This is a genomic window from Wolbachia endosymbiont (group A) of Yponomeuta plumbellus (assembly GCF_947251575.1).
GTDB classification, from domain to species: Bacteria; Pseudomonadota; Alphaproteobacteria; order Rickettsiales; family Anaplasmataceae; genus Wolbachia; species Wolbachia pipientis.
Window position 1 is genome coordinate 207,160 of the sequence record NZ_OX366353.1, and the last position, 23,198, is coordinate 230,357.

The window sequence follows — 23,198 nt, forward strand, 5'->3', positions numbered from 1 at the left end:
GTTTCAATTTATGCAGTTGACTTTATGCTATCTATATAGCTAAACCGACTTACAACAATTTGAAAAACCGTCATTCCGCTACTAGTTAGCGGAATCTATGCTGAGATACCGCGGCGGTATGACGGTTCGCGGTGGCATGACGATAAGCTCGTCATCCCGCTACTAGTTAGCGGATGAGATACCGCGAATGAATCGCGGTATGACGTAACGACAAATTCGTCATCCCGCTACGTGTTAGCGGGATCTAGAGATACCGCGGCAGTATAGCTATAGCATATGCAACAACTAAAAAACATAGCAGTTTTTCTATGATTTTAGTATAATTCTAGCTTTACCTAAACAAAAAATTTAATGGACTATATCTTAATGTATCTTTCCTTACCATTTTCAATTACTGAGAATTATTTATTAATTACTGCGTTGATTCCACTTTTAAGTGCGTTAGTTATTTTTTTTACTGGTAAATGGCCCGGAGTGAACAATAGTATTACTGTCACTTCTTCTGTACTTCTGTTTACGTATACGTGTCTGTGCACTTTATATTGGGTGTATGGTGATCATTCTCAATTTATCCTCATGGATTTTGGTAATAATTTGCACATTAGTTTAAAGCTAGAGTCTACCGGAGTAATATTCAGTTTATTAATATCGTTTTTATGGGTGCTGACCAGTATATATGCAATATGTTATATGCAGAATAACTATGCTGATAGCAATCACTCAAGTTTTCTATGCTTTTTTTCAATATCAATTAGCTGTGCAATGTTTATTGCTTTTTCTGGAGATTTGCTCACTACATTTGTCTTTTATGAGCTTCTAACTATTAGTACATACCCTCTGGTTACTTACAACTCAACAAATGAATCAATGATTGCAGGGCGCTATTACTTTGGCGTGCTATTTTTCTCTTCTTTGGTATTGTTTTTTCCTGCAATAGGCCTTTTATATAATGAATTTCATACTTTAGACTTTGTAAGTGGTGGAATATTCAAATTTGATACTTCACTCATCACTTTCATTGCAGTGTGTTTTGCTATGCTGATTTACGGAATAGGAAAAGCTGCATTAATGCCAATGCATTTTTGGTTACCAAAAGCAATGGTTGCACCAACTCCTGTAAGCGCACTACTGCATGCTGTTGCTGTTGTGAAATCCGGAGTTTTCATCATCATAAAAGTTATATTATACACTTTCGGTATCGGTAACATGCAACGTTTTGCGCAGCAAAGTTGGTTTGCTGGAGGGTGGCTTCCGTACGCTGCTGGATTTACTATTATTACTGCATCATTGATTGCATTAAAGCAAAAAGAATTAAAAAAATTGCTTGCTTACTCTACCATCTCTCAATTGTCGTATATTATATTATTCGCTTCAATTTTTAGTGAGCTCAGCATGAGGGTTGCAATTTTCCAATTAGTTTGCCACGCATTTGCAAAAATCACTTTGTTTTTCGTTGCAGGAGCAATAATAACAAGAGCAGGTGAGAAGTATATAGATAAGATTTACGGTATAGGACGCAGTATGCCAATTAGCATGACAGCATTTGCTATAGGTGCGTTGTCTATGATAGGGGTGCCGCCTGCTCCGACTTTTTGGGGTAAATTTCTCATTTTTCAAGCTGTTTTCAACTCTGGCAATGTAATACTTTCTGTGTTTGTAACTCTAGTGTTAATTGTTAGTACTATACTCAACGCTCTGTACTTTTTACCGATAATTTACAACGCCTTTTTCTTAAAACCTTCTCAGAATTACTTTATTAAAAAAACACCAATTCTTCTAGTTTTACCTCCAGTTATTACTGCTACATGCACTTTGGTTATTTTTTTTAGCTACCAAGTAATATTTTAAAATCTGTATTTATAACCATTAACAATAAATTTAAATGGTATTATACCAGCCAGAGTTGCTTTTATATTCGACAAAGTGAAGCTAATCTCCACAGTATCCTCCTTATTTTGCTCGGTTGTAAAAACTACAGTAGCATTTCCAGCAAATGTAACTAGGTCCTTGGTCGATCGGTCAATAGATAATGTTATTACGTTTATGTTGGTAATTTTTCTTTTGGATGAAACAGCTTCATTATTCGTTTTTTCCTGAAAGCCTTGATGGATTTTATGTATAGAATTGTTTCTTATAAAATTTTCTTGGTACTTCGGTTCAACGGTCTTAATGGACTCGTATACTTCAATGTATTTACTTATTAAGTACCTCGCTGTGGAAGTGTATTCATCTTCCTTTTTACTGAAACTAAGCTTATGCATTGCAGAGAACTCATCTTCTGTGTGGTTCATATACTTCACAAAATTTAAATCTTTTTTAACAGGAAATAACAGGTATATGTTTAATGTTAATAAACATAAGCATACTAGGAGAAGCGATACTATTAATGCCATCCAAGATCTTTCTGCTACACAAAACAGATACCTATGGCAGTACCATTCGACTGCTTTACTGAAATAACTTTTGTTTTTTACTGATTCAAGCAATTTATCTTCCATAACACAATACTACCAGACCTAATCGGATCATTATAATAACAATAAGCTTAGATACTCTAAAAAAAACTTTAAAATATGTCTAAATTTTCCCAAATAGGATGAATGATTATATCACCTTGTTCTGCAATGAGGTAGAATTTATCGATTTTGCTCACATCTATATTTATCATTTTTACACTGAAATTTTCAGGATCATAAGTATTACTTTCTACACTTTTGTGATAATTATAATAATGTAATTTATTTTGATCATCAAAATAACCAAATTCATCAGCAAAGGTTCCCACTTTTCTACCTTTACCACTTTTGACTAGCTCAAATAGATCAATTACATGGTTTTCGGATCCAGGCTCAATAGGCCCTTCTGCAGCAAAAAATTTAGGTGCATGACCAACGTATTCCTTAAATTTTAGATTATGAGTCTTTTTTACACTACCAAAATCCACAAACTTATATTCATCTGAAACGCCAGAATATTGTGGATCATACTTTTTATATTCAAAAAACTCATTACCTAAAAAATTACAAAACGTTAATTTATAATTATCATGATCGGATTTTACGACTTTAAGGTAATGAAAATCTCTAGGAATCCTTACTTCCTCTTCCGTGATATGATTACGTACAACAAACTCACCATTTAGCATATGATAGCCAATTTTTGGCAAAGTGGCTATATTGATTGCCTTGTTTAGCTTAAAATTTGCCTCATAGATGCCACTTAATAACTCCTTTCCTTTTTCTAAGGTGACGTCCTGGTCTAAAGCTATATTCTTGATTGAACTCAATTCTTTCTGCATATTCAGTATAGCTTTCGTCAAAACTTCTATTGATTGCCATACAGTTAATTTATTATCAGTCAAATTATATACTTCAAGTATTAAATTAACAGGATTTTATCATGAATTTATGTTAAAAGTATTATACTTTGTAAACTTATGTCATGATATTAACTACATTAGCTAAAACATGCTTTTTATCTAAGTGGAGTTGCTTAGCAACAACAAAAAGTTCATCTATTTTTTTCCACTGACTTAGCAGAATTTCAACATCATTTACCTCTCTCTTTATGCTTTCTAAAATGAAGGCCTGAATTATATATGATGCTAGTTCTAGTTCGATTTCGCTATTAATTACTTTATTAATCATATTGGGATTCTTTAAATCATGAAGAAATTTATAAAAGCACTTGTATGCTTCATAAGCATCACTACTTATTGCATTTATTATCATTCCTGGCATTCCAGGAAATAAAGTAATGATTTCATCAAATATTTGATCATCAAATTTACATTGAGATGAAACAACTTGCTTTGTTTCATCATAAGTTAATGGGAGTAAATTCAGCTGAAAGCACCTACACAAGATAGTGGTTTGTATATCATATGGCTTATGGCTAATTATAAATATCTTAGAATTTTTTGGCGGCTCTTCTAATATTTTCAATATTGCGTTTTTAGCGTTATTAGTCATTGCCTCTAAGCTATCTATTATAGCTATTTTGTGTTCTGATTGAATGGGACTTAAGTGTAGAAAGTTTTTCATTTCTCTGACTTTTTCTATTCCGATAGTATCACCTTCAACAATGTGTAAGTCCAATGCTACTTCATTATAGCTTTTTATGAGTAACCAATTGGAGAAGGATTTTGCAAGTGTTGCTTTTCCTATACCTTTTTTACCACAGATCAGCCAAGACTGAACAGATAAGTTGTTCATTAATTTTTTTTTGGCCTGGTTGTGACCTATTACTTTTTTCATTCTTTCTCCTATAGATCTTAGTTTGAAAATGCATTGTTTACTGTTTGTAATAAAATTGCACCTTCCCTTAAAACCTTAATCTTATCTTCGGTTAAGTCAATAATAGTAGATTCTATACCAGAAACTAATTCGTCATCTTCAATCACTGCAGATAAATGTTGCTTAATGGATTGTGGTATATCGTCTGCCTTACATACACTTTTTTCTCCTGAAATATTTATACTAGTTGCAACTATTGGAACTTTCAGTTTGTTTAGTATTGAAATTGCAATAGGATGCTCAGGAATTCTGATACCTATACTATCTTTAAAGAATTCGTTTGGCAATATGTTGTTGTTTTTAAGTGGTAAAATATAGGTAATTGGTCCAGGAGAAAAGTGGTTTATTAAATCAATATATCTTTCCTTTACCTTTGCTATTTTTGTCAAATTGTAAATATCACTAACAAATATAGACAGTGGTTTATTTTGAGAGCGTTTCTTTATCTGATATATTTTTCCTATAGATTCATTATCTAGTGCATTACAAGCAAGAGCATACACTGTTTCTGTTGGAAAACACACTAATAAATTGTTCTGTATTGCATTTATTATTTTAGATACCATATAGCTAAAAACTTATTCATAACAACTAGATCAGTTTTGTTGCACTGTATCTTATATAGTAACTGCTAGTTTTTGTAAACGTAATGCAACGCAGCTTACCATTTGTTATGCAGATTTGCTACAACCCAAACTCTTCATTGACTTTATCAATTATTGCCTGTGGTGGATCCTCTCCCCATCCTGAATACAAAATCTCTCCATAGTCTGCAACATCTATAGAGCCAGTTCTGCTTTTTGCTAGAAACATTTCTCTTTTCTCTTTATCAACTAACACATAATGCCACGCTGATTTTCCACGATCTTTACCACGGACTAAGTATACAAGATCTGACCTACTTCTTTTTGTTGCATCAGCAAAAGATCTTTCATTGACAGTTCTGCTTTTACTTTTTATGCCGCCACTTTCAGAAAAAGCTTCCTTGGATTCGGTTTTTTTGCCTGCTAATTCAGAAATTTTTCCTTTTTCCCCTAATGCCCGTTCTTTGGTGTTTTGAGACGAATACTTACTGGAAAAACCTTCCCCTGTACCGCCAGGAGTCCTGTTTGTGAAACGCTTAGTAAATGAATTATTGTCGTTGTTTTCTGCCATAAAAATCTCCAAACTTTAGATTGTAGAATCCAAACTTTTACTACACTTTATCATATGTTAATTAAATTAATATAAATGAAAAATAATATAGTAATTATTACAGGAATTACGGCCTCAGGTAAATCAGAATTATGCGATAACCTGATAGAAAAATATGGAAATATTAGTATAATAAATTGTGATTCAAAGCAGGTATATGAAGAAATTCCCATAATTACTGCTCAACCACCAAAGCAAGAAGTATTTTATAAACTATATGGTTATGTTTCAGCAAAAGAAAATTATTCCGTGGGTCTATGGTTAGAAGATTTAGAAAAAGAAGTTAATCACGCATTAGAAAATGCTCAAATACCTATCATCACTGGAGGAAGCGGGCTTTACATCAGCAGTTTAATCAAAGGCTTATCATCAATGCCACAAATAAGTCAGAAAGTGAGAAAAAACGTAAGTGAGCTCAGGAAAAATTTAAGTAAAGAGGAGTTTTACAAATTAGCGCTAAGCAAAGATCCAAGGATTCAAGGTAAAGTGTTCATGAATGACTCGCACCGCCTTTCAAGGGCACTTGAAGTTATCACTGAAACTGGCAAGTCAATTTTTGTATGGCAAGAGAATAGACAGCCTCCTTTATTCAATAATTTTAAGATATATACAATTCTGCCTAAACGTGAAGATGTATACCGAAAAATAAATTCTCGTTTCATTACAATGATTGAAAATGGAGCAATTGATGAAGTAAAAAAGCTACTTAGCATGAACCTAGCCCCACATTTGCCAGCTATGAAAGCACACGGAGTGCCAGAAATTATAAAGTACTTGAAAGGTGAGATTACTTTAGACGAAGTGATACAAATTGCTCAAACAAACACAAGACACTACGCGAAACGTCAGTATACCTGGTTTAAAAAACAATTTCTAAATGCTGAAGTGATTGATTGTGCAAACAAGCTCAAGATATTTTAATTCAGGCCGTGCTCATTACTACGAATAGGGGGTTCCATATTTTCCAGATGGTCGCTTACTTCTAGTGGATCGCCTAAACCATGCTCTATTTTTATTTTAAAAAATCCAAGCCTCTCGCACAATTTCTGAAAGTATTCTTTTATAATGTCAAATAAGCTTTTATCACCTATATTATAGTCCTTCAGTCTCTCAGGAACAGTAAGTGACAAGTTACCATTTGTGTATGTTACATTTTTATCATCTTGAGACTTAAGCGTGAATTCTAGTGAGCTGGATAGATCATACACCTTGTCACCGAATGTACCGTCACTCCTTTGGAAAAATATTGGTAATGTCATATCAGATTTAACACTCACATTATTTTGGCTAACACAGTCAATACTTATCACTTTTTCAGGTCTTTCTATTATGAATGAATGCTGGCTAAGTGCACCTTGAAACTCTATATGTACACCAGCTTCATATCCTGCTTGATTACAATTGATAACTAATTCTTCCAAGATAGAGTCACTTGGAACTTCTGCCTTAGCGTATTTGAACATCTCCTTAAAAACTTTTCTTGCAAATGGGCGGTAGTCTTCATTTTTACCTTCACTTTTTGGCAGTAAACTATCATGTTCTTTGTATAGCTCGGCAATCAAATCTCTACTTATACTTTTGCCGTTAATAACAAAATCCATTCTCTGAAAATCTAAGAACGCTGTATTACCAGAATTCGCTTCAGCATTGTCTTTACCAGCTCTTAACTTGCTAAAACCAAACTTTTCTGCTTGAGCTCTTAATGTAACTACTGGATTTTCCTTTTCTTCTGATATAGAGCTACTCATTATGAATACCTTGATATAGACTGCTGATAGTATAATAATACATAAAAATGATTAATAAGTTAATAAAATACCTACTATAAGCCCTATGATAGCAAATATAGTTAGGGGTAACTTAGGCTTACCGATGATTTTAAAAACAACAAATTCGTCATTCCGTTACGTGTTAGCGGCTGAGATACCGCGAATGAATCGCGGTATAACGTTAGAGAGCTGTGCTAGCTATAGTGCATACCTGACCATAAGGTGACAAGATTTTAAAAAGGCTCTATAACAGTTTTACACATGTATGAATCTCAATGAGCAATCAGATTTTTCTAAATAGCAGGCTGGAGAATATACCTAAGTTCCATTCCGCAATATTGCCTAAACTTTGTGGTGGGGACAAGGTGGTGGATCTGCTGTTTTATAAGCCACTTAGTTATGTGGATAGAAGCAAGTTACTATCTGATGCTCGAGTTGGAGAATTTACAACTTTCATTGCAAAAGTTTATGAGCATCAGTCGCCCACTTTTAGAGGTAGACCATATAAAATAGTCGTTGAAAGTGAGAGTCAGTATATATTCATAGTCTTTTTTAATTACTCAGTTAAGTATTTATATAAACTATTTCCAATTGGAGCGAATGTGATCATCAGTGGCAAACTCGAAAAATTTGCTGAACATTGGCAAATTACTCATCCAGATTACGTGTCGCTTGACATCAACCAATTTAAAAAAATAGCTTGCATAGAGCCAGTTTACCAATTATGCCGTGGCATTACCAATAAGCGCATTGGGAACATAATAAGCTCTAATCTAAAGGAATTGCCTGATTTACCAGAGTGGATAGATGATACATTAATCAAGCAAAAAAAATGGTTAAGTTGGAGGGAAAGCATCATAAAGTTGCACAGACCAAGCTCATTGGTGGAAGCTGAGGTTTGTAGAAAAAGGCTTGCTTATGATGAATTGTTTGCGTATCAGCTAGCGCTGAAACTTGCAAGAAAAAATCATGTGAAAGAAAGGGGAAGAGAATTTATAATATTGAGTAAATACAAAGAGCAAGTTTTAAATGAATTGTCGTTTCAATTAACAAATGATCAAACTCGTGCAATAGATGAGATCTCAGAGAGACAAAAATCCAAGTATCGCATGATAAGCTTGCTGCAAGGTGATGTTGGTAGTGGCAAAACCGTAGTTGCACTTTTTGCAATGATAAATGTGGTAGAAAACAACATGCAGGCAGCTCTAATGGCACCGACTACTATCTTGGCGGAGCAACATTATAATTGGATTGAGGAAGTTTTATCCTGTACCGATATAAAAGTTGCGCTGCTTACTGGTAAAACTTCGCGCAAGGAAAGAAAGATTATCATGAACGAACTTGCAAGTGGTGTTTTAAATATAGTGATTGGCACTCATGCACTATTTCAAGCTAACGTTACATTTAAAAATTTAGGGCTTGCAGTCACAGACGAGCAACAGCGATTTGGAGTGATGCAGAGAAATCGCTTGGTAGGAAAAGGAGAAAATGCCGATATACTTTTCGTTACTGCAACTCCCATTCCAAGAACTTTGCAGCAAGCTATGTATGGTGACGTTGAATGTTCAATTTTGAAAGAAAAACCAAAATCCAGATTGCCAATAAAAACTGTAACTATGAACATTAGTAGGGTGCCAGATGTTATTGAAAAGCTAAAAGGTGCTATAAACAGGGGCGAAAAAGCATATTGGATTTGTCCATATATAGAAGAAAACGAAGAGACCAATATTGCTGCAGCAGAGATGCGTTTTCAGGAATTACAAAAAACATTTCTTGATAAAGTCGGGATAATACACGGAAAATTGACTCAGGAGCAGAAAGATCAAGTTATGTTTTCCTTCAAAAGGAATGAATTTTCTCTGCTTGTTGCAACCACTGTGATAGAAGTTGGTATAGATGTGCCAGATGCAACCATCATGATTATAGAAAATGCAGAGCAATTTGGGTTATCACAATTGCATCAGTTAAGAGGCAGAGTAGGGCGAGGAAACAAGCCATCTTTTTGTGTATTATTATACGATAATTTAAGTAAAAGCTCATCTTCAAAGTTAAAGATCATGTGTGAGTCACAAGATGGATTTTACATTGCTGAAAGGGATATGATGCTAAGAGGCAGTGGAGATATTTTAGGCACAAAACAATCAGGATGTATGGAATTTAAATTTGCTGATTTATATCAGGACAAAGAGCTGCTCAATCTCGCGTATAATAACGCAAAAGGCGCAATGGCTGATTTTGAATTACTGCTTGATATATTTGAATATAGGAGTAGATTACATTTTTCAAAATTTCAGTAGAAAAACCAGGTAGCCCGCAGAAACGAAAAACTTCCTTGACACCCTTCGCCAGCCCCCTTATCATAACAGTGAAGCTATTGTATTTGCTTTCGCCAATCTGCAGATTAAAAGGTAAGGATTACTTAATGTATCGGCGTCTTATGTTCAATTTTTTGCAGTATATAGATACTGTATGTCTTTACAAAACTTCATCTACATCTAGATTTTTATCTAAATAAGCTGAACGCGCTTATAAAGCGTTACAAGACATCAAAAAATGCCAATACTCGACAGAGATAGTAAAAGACTAGCTAACTCGGGGATTCTTTGTCTTTTTTTCTGCTTAGTAAATTTCTTAAACATTTGCAGCGTAAGTTAGTTGCAATTAAAAGCGGCTGAATCTCGCTTGTCAAGCGTTTAAAACATAAAAAACGCCAATATTTTAAAGCAGATAATAACCCCAGGGCTTCTTTTGCCTTTTTTTTCATTTAGTAAATTTCTTAATATTTATGGCTAAACGACAACCGTCATCCCGCTGCTTGTTAGCGGGATCTAGAGATACCGCGAATGAATCGCGGTATGACGGTGTAATGACGGTTAAGTAATTCGTTATCCCGCTGCTTGTTAGCGGAATCTGCTGTGGCGACATAAACTCAAATCATTTCAAATTTCAATCCAAAGAGGTATCATTATGTCAAACAACTTCAATTTTAAAGAATTTTTTAACCACTATGAAACAAATAGTACGTCAGATGATATACAAAGGTATTATTTGCTGTGGAAATCAGTAATAGCGCAGGCAATGATTGATGCAGCAAGTCACTGCAAAAAAACAGAAAGCTTGGTAGAAAAACGTAAGGCAATTTCTTGGTTATCAGACTTTAGTCAAGATTTTGTGCACACATGTATATTGGCTGATTGTGATCCGGTATACGTAAAAAATAAAATACAGCCAACCTTAAAAAGCCTTACTAGATAAAGCCTTTTTATATACTTAATGAGGTTTACTCCTTTTACCGAAAAAAATATAATTCAATCTCCTATCTATAGTTGCCTCTATATCTTTGATTAATAGCTGCTTTATCATGTTTACTTTTCGCTTTGCATCTTGAGCTTGACGCTCATTGTTACCACTGTTATTGCTGTAATTATTCTTATCACTATAACTACTGCCACTTGGTTTGCTACTGTTACTGAACTCACTACCCTTTTTTCTTCTTGTGTTGAGTATCTGTATTATCTTTTCCTTTAAAAAGGACTTCCAGCCTGTGCCAAGTAATAATTTATAGAGAAAATGCGGAGTAAGAAACGCCACTAATATTCGAATAGAAATTCCGTAACCGAGATCTTCCCTATTTTCATAATACCACTTGCAATATTGAAACAAACGGTAAAACGCATTTTTGAAAGAGCAAAATTCTACAGCATACCAAAAACCATTGCTGAGAAACATGAGCACAATGCTGAATGTGTAAAGATACATTGTGAAGAGAAACAGTTTCACAATTATATCTTTTAGACTACCTAATATATAATTCAATAATCTTAATTTATAGAAAAGTGATATCATTTCACACCCACTTCAACATGGCTGGGGTGGAAGGATTCGAACCTTCGCGTGGCGGTATCAAAAACCGCTGCCTTACCACTTGGCTACACCCCAATACTACTTACATCAATAACACTATTAGCCCAATTAGTAAAAGATTTATTTGCTTTTTCTATGGGCATCACAGCAATAGCTGGCTGATCATAAGAATGCATTGCTTCAATTTTTTCTACAATTTTATCAACTTGATCATTTTTGCTTTTCATAATTGCTACTACTTCACAACTATTACTAATTTTACCTTCCCATAAATACAGAGAATTCACTTCGGGAAATATATTTACACATACAATTAATTTCTCGTTTAACAATTCTTCAGAAATAGTTTTAGCTTCTTCAAAATTTGAAAAAGTTGTATAAATCAAAACTAAACTACTCATTAGAATCTATATAAACGCACTGCTACTATACTCTACCGAGGTTTATTCATCAAGAGAAAATAACGCCAGCGCGTACCGTATGAACATTTGTTTGCAAAGGTAGTATGTTAAGTGTTATAGCTAGTTTGCCTCAAACGTAAAGGTGTCATTCCAGTGCCCCTGTGATGTCATTCCAGTGCTTGACACTGGAATCCAGTTTTCCATATAATCTCATCGAAAACGTTGTAACCACTTTCTATGCTAGTTTGCTTGTAAACAAGCAAACTTTCCTGGATCCAAGTGGGCTTTGTTGCATCACACTTTATGAGATGGTGATTTATGGTAAATTCATGTAACTATCTCAAATTTAGCCATACCAATATCAGTGAATTTATTAAGCAAATAGCATTTGATTGGCAGTTCTTTTTCTCGATTTATCTCAGATTTATTCCTAAAACTAAATCCGAATATTTGCTTTAATCTTGAGAAAAACCCTTCAATATAAGATCTTTTCCCATAATTTACTTCTTTTTTCCATTCTTTCATGCCATCTTCACCGTATAATTTTATTAACCTAATAGCAGCATTCCTGTCAGACATATAATCTATTTCTGGATGTTCTGCCGCATTGTTTATTGGTGGAATTTTTGTCTTTATATCATATTCGTTACACAACTTATAAAACTTGTGCCTATCACATGCTCTATCTGCATATAGTGCTTTTATGGCATGCTGAAAATCGACTTCTTTTAGCAAATCACAAGCTCCATAGTGATCAGCCGTTACTGTATTTTACAGCTATGGCTTTTTTGCTGTTTGTATTCAACATTACATGCAATTTTCTTGTCTGTTCATAGCTGCGATACTTTCTATCTTCGCTATTTTCTTTGCTATGACCAGGAGTGTTGTTGTATATACTAATTCCTGTACTGTCTATAGCAATTTCGATGTCTTCCATATTATTTTCTGCAATCATTTATCTTAATATTAAGTTTCTTAAACCTTCTTGATGCTTGTGAATAGCTGATAACTGCCAAATCTCTTCCTATTTGTTGCAAATACCCTTTTATAAACCCGACTGTTTGTCTTAAACCAATTCTAAAGAAACTGACGATTATATGCACCAAAATCACAACTTTATCACTATAAATATAGTTGCCGCCCTGCATTTTTGGACAATTCTCGTACCAATTTTCTATGGCGTCATTGATATAACAAAAAATGCTTCCTCTTTCTTGGAGAAATTTGTTATATTCATGGCAGTTACTGACTCTCATTTTTTGTGGCATATTTTTTCTTCAACAGTTAAATGGCTATTTATAATGAATTTTGTCAGTAACTGCCAGTTCTTTTCACTTGAGCGATGCAACAAAGCCCACTGGGATCCAGTTTCACCTTGTGATGGTGTCATGAAAGTAGCTGACACTGGTTTCCATCCAAGACGGTGTCATTCCTTACTATTACCCACAAATATAAATGGACTAAAAAGTAAAATATTACAATATTAAAGTTTGCAAATATTGAGGGTGTAAAATGGCAAGTAAAAGTAGTGAATGGGCTAAAAATGAATTTGGAGATAAAAGATTAACTGACCGATTAGTAAAGATTGCTGATAGTTTGATAAGTTTACCTGAAAGCTCAATTAATGAGGCATGCGGAAGTTGGTCAGAAGCAAAAGCAGCATACCGTTTTTTTCAAAATGAGAATGTAAAAGAAAGTGATATTTTAGCTACACATATTAATAAGACGGTTGAGAGAACAAAAGCTCACAAGAGGGTTCTTGTCATTCAAGATACCAGTTACATTGTATATAATAACCATAAAAAAACAAGCGGATTAGCAAATTTGTCCAGTTATGATACTGCAAAAGGTATTATAATGCATACAGCTCTTGCCGTTAGTATAGAAGGTTTGGTACTAGGGATACTAGATCAAAAAGTTTATTCAAGACCTGAAGAAACTGAGAACCTTAAAAAAAAGAGCGATCGCATTGAAGATAAAGAAAGCGTAAAGTGGTTGGAAACTTTAAGAAAAACAAATAATATTATTGATCCAACTCAAACTGAGACTATAACTGTATGCGATAGAGAAGCAGATATATATATGACTTTTTTGAGCTTGCACATAATCTTAATTCGGCAGTGCTAGTTAGAGCATGCAGAGATAGAGCAGTAAATAGAAAATCTCGATATCCTGAAAAAGGTGAGCAGAAGTTATGGGCATTTATTAAATCCTCTCATTGTGCAGGTACGGTAGAAGTTGAAGTTCCTGTAAAAGATAATAAGCCAAAAAGAACAGCACGTTTGGAAGTTAGATTTGGAAAGTTTATGATGAATCCATCTAAGAATAATATTAGGCATAAGACGGAAGAACTACCTAAATTACCACTTTATGCAGTTTATGTTGTTGAGAAAACTCCCCTTCCCTTAAAAAAAACCGCTAGAATGGATGCTATTAACGAATCTTTCAGTTAATACTTTCGATGAAGCTGTTGAAAAAATTAGTTGGTATTGCCTTAGATGGAAAATAGAGATATTACATAAAATTTTAAATTCGGTCTCAAAGTTGAAGAATGTAGGCTTGGAATAGCAGAAAGACTAATGAGATATCTAACAGTTATGAGTATTATTGCTTGGAGGATCTTCTTTATTACATCAATTGCAAGAGCTAACCCAACATTACCATGTACTACCTTATTAGCTGAAGAAGAATGGAAAGTTTTATACGTTAAAATACACAGAAAACCATGTCCAAGTGTAGTTCCCAACATAAAAGAAGCTGTTTCATGAACTTGGAGGCCATTTAGCAAGAAAAAATGACCCAAAACCAGGACCAATTACTCTTTGGAAAGGATATAAACGTCTCTTTGATTTAGCAGAAGGATGGCGACTTGCTCACGAACCTCATATTTGTGGGTAATAGTAAGTTGTTAGGGGGATCTGGAGATACCGCGGCGGTATGACGTAGGGAAATCTTACTTATTATAGCTATAGTTCTACATGAATTACAAAAGTAATATTTACTAGATCTTAATATTTTAGATCTATATTTTAATAAATAATGAGCTGTAATTAGTATGAATAATCCATTTAAAAGTGAGAACTATAAAAAAATCTCGATTCTCTGATCAAAGCTGTAAAGCTAGGAAATGCAGAGAAACAATATAACAAAACGTTAAGGGATTTATCTCATGCATTAGAAGGTTTTACAGGTGAGGCAAAAGGTATAGCTGAGTTTGTTATATATACTGACTTGAACAATTATGTAGAACAGCCATTAGGTCTTTTTAAAACATTAATGAATAGAATTTTGGGAAAAAATTTTCCAACCAAGAACAGTAGTATAAGTAATTTTGTAAATGATGAGTTGTCAAGTTTCACTTTAGAAACAGCAGCTAAGTATACAAGAATTTTAAAAAAAATTGATCTCTTGGAACAATTAGAAAAAGATTTCAGAAAAAATAATATTTTAAAAGATTCTTTAAATTTAGAACAAAGTGAAAAGAGTCAAGGAAAAGATAGATCACACGAAGTGAGTTTGGAAGGTAGAAAGCAAAAGGAAGGTACTTTTGAGCTGCGAAAAGAAGAACAGCCGAAAGAAAAATTAGGTGGTAATCGCATGAGGCAAATAAAGCGACCAACAACAGCACCTCCGGCTGCTCCAGATTCGAGGAAGGTACGCTTTAAATCAGAAATATCCTCAGATGGAGAAAGCAAGGCAAAGTCTACATCTTCTTTACTAAAAGGAGCTAATAGTTTTAGTATGCCTGATGCTAAGGAAAATCCTTCTGAGGATTCAGGCTATGAAAGTTCATTAGATCAGGGGTCTGAATATGAAGACATATCAAATTATCAAGAGAAAAAGCAAAAGGAAAATCCTTTATATGAGCAGAGAGAAGATTCAGGCTATGGAAGTTCATTAAATGAAGAGTCTGTATACAAAGAGATATCAAATTATCAAGAGAAGAAGAGTAAAATTTTAATAGAAAATTCGCAGAGTTCAAAATCGCCCAAAGAAGAGCCAATTTATGCAACAGTTCCTAAAGAACATATAGAAGCAAAAAGAGAACGTAAGCAGAAACAACAACCTCAATCCCTCGTACCACCAAAACCACCGCAAGTGCCAAAAAAAATGTTTACTACTGGTCAAGAAGTTAGACAAGAATCGAAAGTGGTAATCAAAGATAAACCTGCAGTACCGCCAAAGCCTAAAAATCTAAGCCGTGCTAATCAAAAAGTAAGCACAGAGCCAAAAGTAGTAGGAGTAATTCTTAAAAAATCAGCTGAAAGAGTACCACTAGAATCTGAAAATCAAGACAATAGGAAATCAGCACAAAAAGCTGCTGGTAAGGCGATACCAAAAGTAGCAGCAGCTACTATGAAAGGAGGAGCTAATCGCGAGATGGGCAGTAAAGTAAAGGCATTAAAAGAAAAATTTGAGCAAAATCAAGCAAAAGGAAATGCTAATGTACAGCTTGCTGAAAGCAAAACCACTCCAGCAGCACAAGCGGATATCGGTGTGAAGAAAAAACAATCTCATTCATTTCTAACAGAGAATAAAAGATCTGCAACGAAACACGTAACAGCAAAATCTGATCCAAAATCTCATATCAGCAAAAATTCCCTTCTCACGCATGCAAATGTAAAGGAAATGGTTGCACAAATTGAGAAAGGAAAAGGAGGAAGATAGTAACATTTGGGAAAAAAACATATGTGTCAAGTCAAGAGATTGTGAGCAAATTTAGGAAATTATAGCTAAACTGACTTAGATTTACCGACAATTTGAAAAACCGTCATTCCGCTAACTATAGTATTTTCAAAAGCGAATGATAAAGGTATAATATGTTTTTTTAAAGTAGGGAAAGCGATGGTATATAGTGTAGATTTAAGGGAAAAAGCAGTGTCTTTGGTAGAAAAAGGAAAGTCAAAGGTTGAAGTTGCAGAGGTTTTTGAGATAGGGATAGCAACACTATATAGATGGCTAAAAAAGAAAGCTACTGGCCAAGGTCTCAAAGCGGTAAAAAGTACTGGTTTTATTCGAAAAATAGATCCAGAAATACTCAAAGAATATGTCAAAAAACACCCAGATCACACACTAGCAGAAATGAAACAAAACCTTGGCTTTGGGATAAGTGCAATTTGGTATAGATTAAGACAGCTAAAAATAACCTTTAAAAAAAGTCACATTCTATCAAGAGCGCAATCAAGAAGATAGGCAGCGATTTATCGATAAAGTCTCAAAAATAGACCACTGTAGCATTTTATATATAGATGAAGCAGGAGTTGATAATAGACTATACCGAGAATATGCACGAGCTCCAAGAGGAGAAAAAATATATGCTGATGTTCCAGGAAAAAAGCGGGAAAGAGTGAGTATAATAGGTGGATGAGAAGTTTATTGCACCAATGACCTTCACAGGAGGGTGTAATAAAGATATATTTAATGTATGGTTAGAGCGAAGATTACTTCCACAATTACAGCGTGATACAACCATAGTTATGGATAATGCTACATTCCATAAAACTCCCAAAACAAAGTCATTAATAGAGTCTTTTGGCTGTCATTTGCTTTATCTTCCAACATATTCACCTGATCTAAATCCGATAGAGCATTGTTGGCACACCATCAAAAGTTGCCTCAGACCTCTAATGCATCAATGTACAGACTTACACCTTTTAGTTGGTAATACCATTTTAGACGTTTATCATTCGTTTTAGAAAATACTATAGTTGAAATAGCGCAGTTACTCACCCCATAAATTTGGTGCTCTCTTTCAATCAAAGGTGTCTTGCTGCTTGAAATGTTTTCTTTGTAAAAATTTGGCTTATCTTTATATCATCTCATTCAAACAGCATTAACATAACTTATGCCTTTTTTGGATGTAGAAATTTTCTAGGAATTGTCTTTTTGAATTCTATGGTATTTTGTTTAACATTGAAACAGGAGGCCAGTGTCACGCACTGGCATGACACCCATTTGTTCCTATAGTTGTCTTTTCTCGTCTACCTTATTTTGCCACTCTGCTGAACAGATACATAAAGAAAGTGGAAAATTGGACATTCTCAACTCGGCTCCTGCAGATTAAAAATTAAGTTGAATAAAAATTGGATTTGACGCAGTTTTTTCCCATAGTTTAAGAAATTAAAAGTTTAACGATTAGAATTATAATTACAAACCACAATAAAAAATAGACTTTTCCATTTGATTTATTTTTAATTTGGATGTTTTCTAATTTTTTATCAGCTATTAGGTTCAATTTTTCTATAAGGCTAAATATCCCTTGGATTGTTTTTACAGGATAAGAACTTCTAATTTTTTCCCTATACCCTATTTTACTTTCATGTTGACTGCTTATCCACGCTTCAACTACTTTCCACATATTGATTTCTGGGTAGATCTTTCTACATGTCCCTTCCAGTAAAATCATAGTTTTCTGCAGCAATAACAATTGTGTTTGAACTTTCATATCAAAATCACCAGTTATTTTTAATAGCTGAGCAAGTAAACTAGCAAATGAAATCTTCTGTATAGGCTGCCCAATAATGGGTTCACCTATTGCCCTGCAAGCTGTGACAAAATTTCTATGCTGTGATGAAACGTAACCAGCTTTAAAGTGCATTTTTGCAACGTGATCATAATCCCGATTTAAAAAGCCTTTGAGTATCTCTATAACGTAATAGCATGTCTCACGATCTATTCTACCCATGATTCCACAATCCAGAGCAATAATATTGTTATTACTATCAATCATTAGATTTCCAGGATGCATATCAGCATGAAAAAAACAATCCCTGTATACCTGATTACAAAACGATTCTATAAGATTGATAGCTATTTGCTTATGATTATTCAGTTTTTCAACTTCGTATATTGGCGTTGCTTCTATCCATTCTAATGTTAAAACCTTTTTTGCAGTTCTATTCCAATCTATTTCAGGTACATAAAAACCTCTGTCATTTTTTGTGTTTTCCTTTAGTTCCGAAGAGTGAGCAGCTTCAAAACGTAGATCTAACTCTAATCGGCAAATTTCAGCAAAAGTTTTAACTAATTCAATTGGCCTCAGCCTTTTTGATTGTTCGCTAAATTTTTCTGCAATTTCTGCAAGCCAAGAAAGCATTTTTATATCTCTTGAGAATGTTTTCTCAATATTTGGCCTTAAAACCTTCACAGCAACTTCCTTACCCTCAGTTGTAACCGCTCTATGCACCTGAGAAATCGATGCTGCTGCAATTGGCTTTTCAGAAAAGCTTGAAAAAATGTCGCTCAATTTACAATTAAACTCACTTTCTATAGTTTTAACTGCTATTTTATGTGAAAATGATGGCAATCTATCACATATCAATAACAAGTTATTTGTTATATCTTCATTTAAAACATCAGTACGTGATGAGATAGACTGCCCAAACTTAATGAACACCGGACCTAATTTTTCAAGAGCACACTTTAGCTTGTGGCCTTGTATTTTATTTATTGATTTTTTTGATGGTGGAAGTAAATAAGGTAATATATTGTAACGCGTCAGCACCGTAGTTATGTGCAGAAGACGCAAAATATTTTGAATCATTTCGCTGCGTAACTGCTAAATATTTCATTTAGGGTTCTATTTTTCATAATCTCATCAGGCTTGCCTTGGCAATAGATAGTATTATTTATACAAATTATGTAATCTGAGGATGGTAGAGCAGAGTTAAGATCATGAGAAGTCATAAGAATCGATACCAATCGTTTTTTTGCTATTTTATTTATAATATCATAAAATTTAGCCCGCGCGTTAATATCCATTGCACTAACTGGTTCATCTAGAATGATCAAGTCAGGCTCTGCAATTAAACAACGTGCAAGTAGCAATAATTGTGTTTGCCCTGCAGAAATTTCTAACACTTGATTCTTCAAAATGTTACCGATACTAACCAACTCTATCGTTTCTGTAATAATGGATTGATTTTTCTTTAGTCTTTTCAAGGAGCTATTTAAAAGGAAATATTCAACTGTTATTGGCATCAAATTACTAATACTAAAATTTTGCGGCATATAGCCAATTTTTATGTTGTCAGCAAATACGATATTACCGGTACAGCTTTTATTTATGCCAGCAATTGCTTTCACTAAAGAGGTTTTACCTCCACCATTTGGACCAAGTATTGTAATTATGTCTCCTCTTTCCATGAACATATTGATATTGTCAAGGATTCTTTTACCATCATATGTGAGAGCAAGATTTTCTATTTTTAGAACACGATTATTGACATTATTCAATTTATTGACAAAATTTAACTTCTTCTCAACGTTTATATGAGACATTTACTGACTTTTTTTCTATTACTTTCATTTACACTATACTATAATATCGCCTTTTCATCCAATTTAAAAGTTGTAGCTACAATCAAACCTATCCACTCACTTGTAGCTTCTATTACAGAAGGGATTTTAGAACCGGAATTGCTTGGCTATGCAACATCTGCGCATAATTATATATTAAAGCCATCTGATGCGAGTAATTTAGAATCAAGTGACGTTATATTTTATGTTGACGATAACTTAGAGACGTTTGTTCAAACTTTCGCCAAAAATAATAAAGAACTAGTGCAATTGTCAAAGGCAATCAACCTACTTCCTACTCGGCCACATTCATTTTCTAGAAAAATTACTCACATTAAAGATGAAAAAGATTTACACATTTGGCTGAGTCCCGAAAATGCAAAGAGCATGATACTTTCTGTAAGTGCAACATTGTCTAACATAGATAAAGAAAATTCCCATCGATACAACTCTAATGCAACAAAAGCTATAAAAAAAATAGACCAAGAAGTAAAAGAAATTATGAAAGAACTGAATGATTTTAAAAATCAAAAATATATCGTCACTCACGATGCTTATCAATATTTTGAAAAATATTTTGGTTTAAATCACCCAAGTGCCATTCTTTCCATAGAAGAGGATTCTTACATAGGTATGAGGAGTTTAATGAAGCTAAAAAAGATAATGAAGGAAGAAAACGTTAAATGTATATTTGCTCATTCACAGGAAGACAGCATAAAGCCTAATGCTCTTTCTAATGACGCAAAAATGGTAGTTCTTGATCCTATTGGATCAGACATAGAGCCTGGAAAAGATGCATATCTAGCTATAATCAATAACATTGCACAAAATTTTAAGTCTTGTTTTGTTGAGTAATAAGTTCCCTTTTAGCTTACTGTTTTATTGTTCTGCATTTATTTGTCCTTTACATATTATGCAGGTTTAGAATTATGCTTTATTCTTACGTTTATGTCTTGGCCCAATACAATCAATAAGTTAAGCAAGTATTCTAAGGAGAACCCTTCGATTTTTGACCTATTGATTTGAGATACTTTAGGTTGATCAATCTTTAGAGCGTTTGCTGCTTTTTTCTGTGTTGTGTACTTCTTACTTATTAATTGTGCAATGACCTTTATTAATTTCAGTTTTGTATCTTTCACATCCCCCAACTCTACTATTATAGGATAACTTAATTGTAAATTTTGCATAATAATAAAATCCCTTATAAAAAAATTACTTTAGTTTTTCTTCTTTAAATAACACATGCCTTCTGACTACTGGGTCATACTTCCTAAACTCCAGTTTTTTGGTAAGCTTTTTTGGATTACGCTTTTTTACATAAAAATAACCTGTTGATTTTTCTTCACCAGTTTTTGTTGTCTTGATTGCAGTGCTAACTAACTTAACGAGCAAAGAAGCATTTTTTTTCGCCATACTTATAATGATATAATAAATTCTATGCGAGTTTATTACGCAAAACACTAAAAGTCAACCGAATAATGCAGATCGTAAAATTCTTGACAATCAACAGTGCATTAAGTAGCATGAAGTTAACTTCAGAATGAAAAGCAAACGGTAAATAAGTGGTAAATAGTGGTAAAAGGTTATTATTGATAGAAAATTCCACCTGTTCTAATGAGGTAAGAGTTGCCTTGTCAGTTAATAATAAGGTTGTAGAATTTGAACAAGAATTCAAGGAAAAAAAACAATTAAGAGGTAATATATACGTTGCTTATATAAAGCGTATAGAGCCTTCTTTGCAAGCCGTATTTATCGAATATGGAAAAAATAAGCAAGGTTTTTTGTCTTTTTCCGAGATATCTCTAGATTACTTCAATATTCCAGAAAAAGAAAAGGAAACTATCTTTGAGAGCTACTCAAATGACGATTATACAGAAAAAGGGAACGATACCATAGCAAATGTCTCTTCAGATTCTGCAGCTAGTAAGAATGTCAACGAGTCAGGTAGTGGTTTTGTAAGAGAGGTACCTTTATATAAAAAATACAAATTACAAGATGTTATTTCAGTAAATCAAAAAGTATTGGTTCAGCTAACTAAAGAGGAACGAGGCAATAAAGGAGCTTCATTTACAACATACATAACTTTAGTGGGTAGATACTGTGTTTTCATGCCAAATTCCATGAGTAAAGGTGGAGTGTCTCGCAGAATTGAAGATGCTAATGTCAGAAAGCAGTTAAAGGAGATACTGAGTTCAATAAACTTGCCAAAAAGGTCAGGTTTAATAGTAAGAACTGTTGGTTCAGGAAAAAATAAGAAAGAAATTGAGCAGGATTACAATTACTTATCCTCATTATGGCAGAGCATTCAAAAAAATGCCTTCTCTGTAAACGTTCCATCATTAATTTACAATGAAGCAGATGTAATTATGAGATCTGTTCGTGATTTTTGTAGCGATGGTATAGAAGTTATAGTGTCTGGAAAGGAAGCTTTTGAGGCAGTTAGGCAATATGCTAACAATGCACTAAAAGGTAGTAAGTTGCGCTATAGATTGTATAGAGGTTATGCTCCGATCTTTACTTACTACGGAATCGAAGATCAAATTTCTGAGTTATATAGCAATAGAGTAGAATTGCCATCTGGTGGGTCTTTGATAATAACTTTAACTGAGGCGTTTGTTTCAATAGACGTAAATTCAGGAAAGATGACAGGAGAAGATAGCATAGAAGAAACAGCTTATAGAACCAACATGGAAGCAGTACCTGAAATATCAAGACAGGTGAATCTTAGGGGCCTATCAGGATTAATAGTAGTCGATTTTATTGATATGTTGAAATATCAGTATTGCAGAGCTGTTGAGTCTGCTATAAAGCAAGCGTTTAAAGATGATAAAGCTAAAGTTCAATTTAGCTACATAAATGACTTTGGTTTAATGGTATTTTCAAGACAAAGAATTAAACCAAACATACAAGAAATTAATACTACAGAGTGTTTACACTGCAAAGGTACTGGAAGAGTAAAATCAAACGAAGTAATTGTTTCATCAATACTAAGGGATTTACAACATATTGCTAACAAGAATCGAAATAAGTCTTTTGATTTAGTAGCACACAGTGCAGTTATAGCGCACATTTTTAATAACAAACGCAATACAGTTTCTACAATCGAAAAAGAGTTTAATATTACATTGAACGTTAGTATTGATAACAGTTTAGATGTAAATACATTTGTTTTAAAACAAGGAGATGATGTTAATTTAAACGGTTATAAGCCATTACAGAACTCTGGATACCAAATTGGGGATAGCAGCAATGAAGAAGCTGATAATTCAAATAAACTACGAGGCAATTTTTGGCTGACTAAGTGGCTTTCGCGCCTTTTAAGTTCTAATAACTAATTAGAAACCTAAATTGGGCTTGTAATTAATGAGCCCTATACT

22 protein-coding genes, 1 tRNA gene and 2 pseudogenes are annotated in these 23,198 nt (G+C 33.8%); 10 read left to right on the forward strand and 15 right to left on the reverse strand.

Features of this window, described 5'->3' with window-relative positions; translation table 11 throughout:
- The first annotated feature begins 351 nt into the window (after positions 1-351).
- Positions 352-1,848, forward strand: a complete 1,497-nt coding sequence (locus OPR39_RS01075) for a proton-conducting transporter transmembrane domain-containing protein (RefSeq protein ID WP_041573531.1) — start codon at positions 352-354, stop codon at positions 1,846-1,848.
- Here OPR39_RS01075 and OPR39_RS01080 read toward each other — a convergent pair.
- From OPR39_RS01080 to OPR39_RS01100, 5 genes are all read right to left on the reverse strand, one after another.
- Positions 1,845-2,498, reverse strand: a complete 654-nt coding sequence (locus tag OPR39_RS01080; RefSeq protein WP_015589213.1) for a type IV secretion system protein VirB8 — start codon at positions 2,496-2,498, stop codon at positions 1,845-1,847. The two genes, OPR39_RS01075 and OPR39_RS01080, sit on opposite strands and share 4 nt — an antisense overlap.
- A gap of 68 nt (positions 2,499-2,566) precedes the next feature.
- Complete coding sequence (locus tag OPR39_RS01085) at positions 2,567-3,361, reverse strand: hypothetical protein (protein WP_265038863.1); 795 nt, start codon at positions 3,359-3,361, stop codon at positions 2,567-2,569.
- A 73-nt stretch (positions 3,362-3,434) separates the two neighbouring features.
- Complete coding sequence (locus OPR39_RS01090) at positions 3,435-4,256, reverse strand: AAA family ATPase (RefSeq protein WP_141457205.1); 822 nt, start codon at positions 4,254-4,256, stop codon at positions 3,435-3,437.
- Between the two features lie 17 nt (positions 4,257-4,273).
- Entirely contained in the window at positions 4,274-4,861 is a 588-nt protein-coding gene (locus OPR39_RS01095) for an L-threonylcarbamoyladenylate synthase (protein ID WP_141457207.1), read from the reverse strand.
- A gap of 118 nt (positions 4,862-4,979) precedes the next feature.
- On the reverse strand, positions 4,980-5,450 hold the full coding sequence (locus OPR39_RS01100) for a hypothetical protein (protein WP_015589217.1): 471 nt from the start codon (positions 5,448-5,450) through the stop codon (positions 4,980-4,982).
- A 75-nt stretch (positions 5,451-5,525) separates the two neighbouring features.
- Between OPR39_RS01100 and miaA the strand changes: the two genes are divergently transcribed.
- Positions 5,526-6,410, forward strand: a complete 885-nt coding sequence (gene miaA / locus OPR39_RS01105) for a tRNA (adenosine(37)-N6)-dimethylallyltransferase MiaA (RefSeq protein ID WP_265038865.1) — start codon at positions 5,526-5,528, stop codon at positions 6,408-6,410.
- Here miaA and OPR39_RS01110 read toward each other — a convergent pair.
- Entirely contained in the window at positions 6,407-7,237 is an 831-nt protein-coding gene (locus OPR39_RS01110) for a hypothetical protein (protein ID WP_265038867.1), read from the reverse strand. The genes miaA and OPR39_RS01110 overlap by 4 nt on opposite strands.
- Before the next feature lie 296 nt (positions 7,238-7,533).
- Between OPR39_RS01110 and recG the strand changes: the two genes are divergently transcribed.
- Complete coding sequence (gene recG, locus OPR39_RS01115; protein ID WP_265038869.1) at positions 7,534-9,555, forward strand: ATP-dependent DNA helicase RecG; 2,022 nt, start codon at positions 7,534-7,536, stop codon at positions 9,553-9,555.
- Positions 9,556-10,225: 670 nt separating this feature from the next.
- Positions 10,226-10,513 (forward strand): hypothetical protein, encoded by a 288-nt coding sequence (locus OPR39_RS01120; protein ID WP_007549783.1) that lies wholly within the window; start codon positions 10,226-10,228, stop codon positions 10,511-10,513.
- A 15-nt stretch (positions 10,514-10,528) separates the two neighbouring features.
- Here OPR39_RS01120 and OPR39_RS01125 read toward each other — a convergent pair whose 3' ends face one another.
- The 5 genes and pseudogenes from OPR39_RS01125 to OPR39_RS01155 form a co-directional block, all read right to left on the reverse strand.
- Positions 10,529-10,987 carry a hypothetical protein gene (locus OPR39_RS01125; protein ID WP_022626355.1) on the reverse strand — a complete coding sequence of 153 codons (459 nt, stop codon included), beginning with the start codon at positions 10,985-10,987 and terminating at the stop codon, positions 10,529-10,531.
- Between the two features lie 135 nt (positions 10,988-11,122).
- Positions 11,123-11,197 (reverse strand) — tRNA-Gln (locus tag OPR39_RS01130).
- Positions 11,188-11,523 carry a divalent-cation tolerance protein CutA gene (cutA, locus tag OPR39_RS01135; protein ID WP_015589221.1) on the reverse strand — a complete coding sequence of 112 codons (336 nt, stop codon included), beginning with the start codon at positions 11,521-11,523 and terminating at the stop codon, positions 11,188-11,190. The genes OPR39_RS01130 and cutA overlap by 10 nt, the downstream gene beginning before the upstream one ends.
- Positions 11,524-11,850: 327 nt before the next feature.
- A pseudogene (locus tag OPR39_RS07365) lies at positions 11,851-12,791 on the reverse strand (IS5 family transposase).
- On the reverse strand, positions 12,776-12,913 hold the full coding sequence (locus OPR39_RS01155) for a hypothetical protein (RefSeq protein ID WP_209452472.1): 138 nt from the start codon (positions 12,911-12,913) through the stop codon (positions 12,776-12,778). Before OPR39_RS01155 ends, OPR39_RS07365 begins: the two are co-directional and overlap by 16 nt.
- 122 nt (positions 12,914-13,035) lie before the next feature.
- Between OPR39_RS01155 and OPR39_RS01160 the strand changes: the two are divergent.
- The 4 genes and pseudogenes from OPR39_RS01160 to OPR39_RS01175 all read left to right on the forward strand — a co-directional run bounded on the left by OPR39_RS01160 (position 13,036) and on the right by OPR39_RS01175 (position 17,219).
- Positions 13,036-14,421 (forward strand): annotated as a pseudogene (locus OPR39_RS01160) (IS4 family transposase).
- Between the two features lie 378 nt (positions 14,422-14,799).
- Positions 14,800-16,191, forward strand: a complete 1,392-nt coding sequence (locus OPR39_RS01165; protein ID WP_265038871.1) for a hypothetical protein — start codon at positions 14,800-14,802, stop codon at positions 16,189-16,191.
- Between the two features lie 177 nt (positions 16,192-16,368).
- The gene (locus tag OPR39_RS01170; RefSeq protein ID WP_022626382.1) at positions 16,369-16,716 is read left to right on the forward strand and encodes an IS630 transposase-related protein; all 348 of its coding nucleotides are present in this window, start codon (positions 16,369-16,371) and stop codon (positions 16,714-16,716) included.
- A gap of 167 nt (positions 16,717-16,883) precedes the next feature.
- Entirely contained in the window at positions 16,884-17,219 is a 336-nt protein-coding gene (locus tag OPR39_RS01175; protein WP_049973597.1) for a transposase, read from the forward strand.
- 416 nt (positions 17,220-17,635) lie between these two features.
- Here the strand turns inward: OPR39_RS01175 and ubiB are convergent, their stop codons facing one another.
- Both ubiB and OPR39_RS01185 read right to left on the reverse strand, forming a co-directional pair.
- A complete protein-coding gene (gene ubiB / locus OPR39_RS01180) occupies positions 17,636-19,066 on the reverse strand; it encodes a 2-polyprenylphenol 6-hydroxylase (RefSeq protein WP_265038872.1) in 1,431 nt (476 codons plus the stop codon).
- Positions 19,063-19,803 carry a metal ABC transporter ATP-binding protein gene (locus OPR39_RS01185; RefSeq protein ID WP_015589282.1) on the reverse strand — a complete coding sequence of 247 codons (741 nt, stop codon included), beginning with the start codon at positions 19,801-19,803 and terminating at the stop codon, positions 19,063-19,065. The genes ubiB and OPR39_RS01185 overlap by 4 nt, the downstream gene beginning before the upstream one ends.
- On the opposite strand from OPR39_RS01185, the gene OPR39_RS01190 reads away from it, so the two are divergent.
- Positions 19,795-20,676, forward strand: a complete 882-nt coding sequence (locus tag OPR39_RS01190) for a zinc ABC transporter substrate-binding protein (protein WP_012673303.1) — start codon at positions 19,795-19,797, stop codon at positions 20,674-20,676. The two genes, OPR39_RS01185 and OPR39_RS01190, sit on opposite strands and share 9 nt — an antisense overlap.
- Before the next feature lie 56 nt (positions 20,677-20,732).
- Here OPR39_RS01190 and OPR39_RS01195 read toward each other — a convergent pair whose 3' ends face one another.
- On the reverse strand, positions 20,733-21,008 hold the full coding sequence (locus tag OPR39_RS01195) for a helix-turn-helix domain-containing protein (RefSeq protein ID WP_010082632.1): 276 nt from the start codon (positions 21,006-21,008) through the stop codon (positions 20,733-20,735).
- 25 nt (positions 21,009-21,033) lie between these two features.
- Positions 21,034-21,234: a 50S ribosomal protein L33 gene (gene rpmG / locus OPR39_RS01200; RefSeq protein WP_015589280.1), complete on the reverse strand. Its 201-nt coding sequence runs from the start codon at positions 21,232-21,234 to the stop codon at positions 21,034-21,036.
- Positions 21,235-21,383: 149 nt separating this feature from the next.
- On the opposite strand from rpmG, the gene OPR39_RS01205 reads away from it, so the two are divergent.
- Entirely contained in the window at positions 21,384-23,156 is a 1,773-nt protein-coding gene (locus tag OPR39_RS01205; RefSeq protein ID WP_007549119.1) for an Rne/Rng family ribonuclease, read from the forward strand.
- Positions 23,157-23,198: the final 42 nt, after the last annotated feature.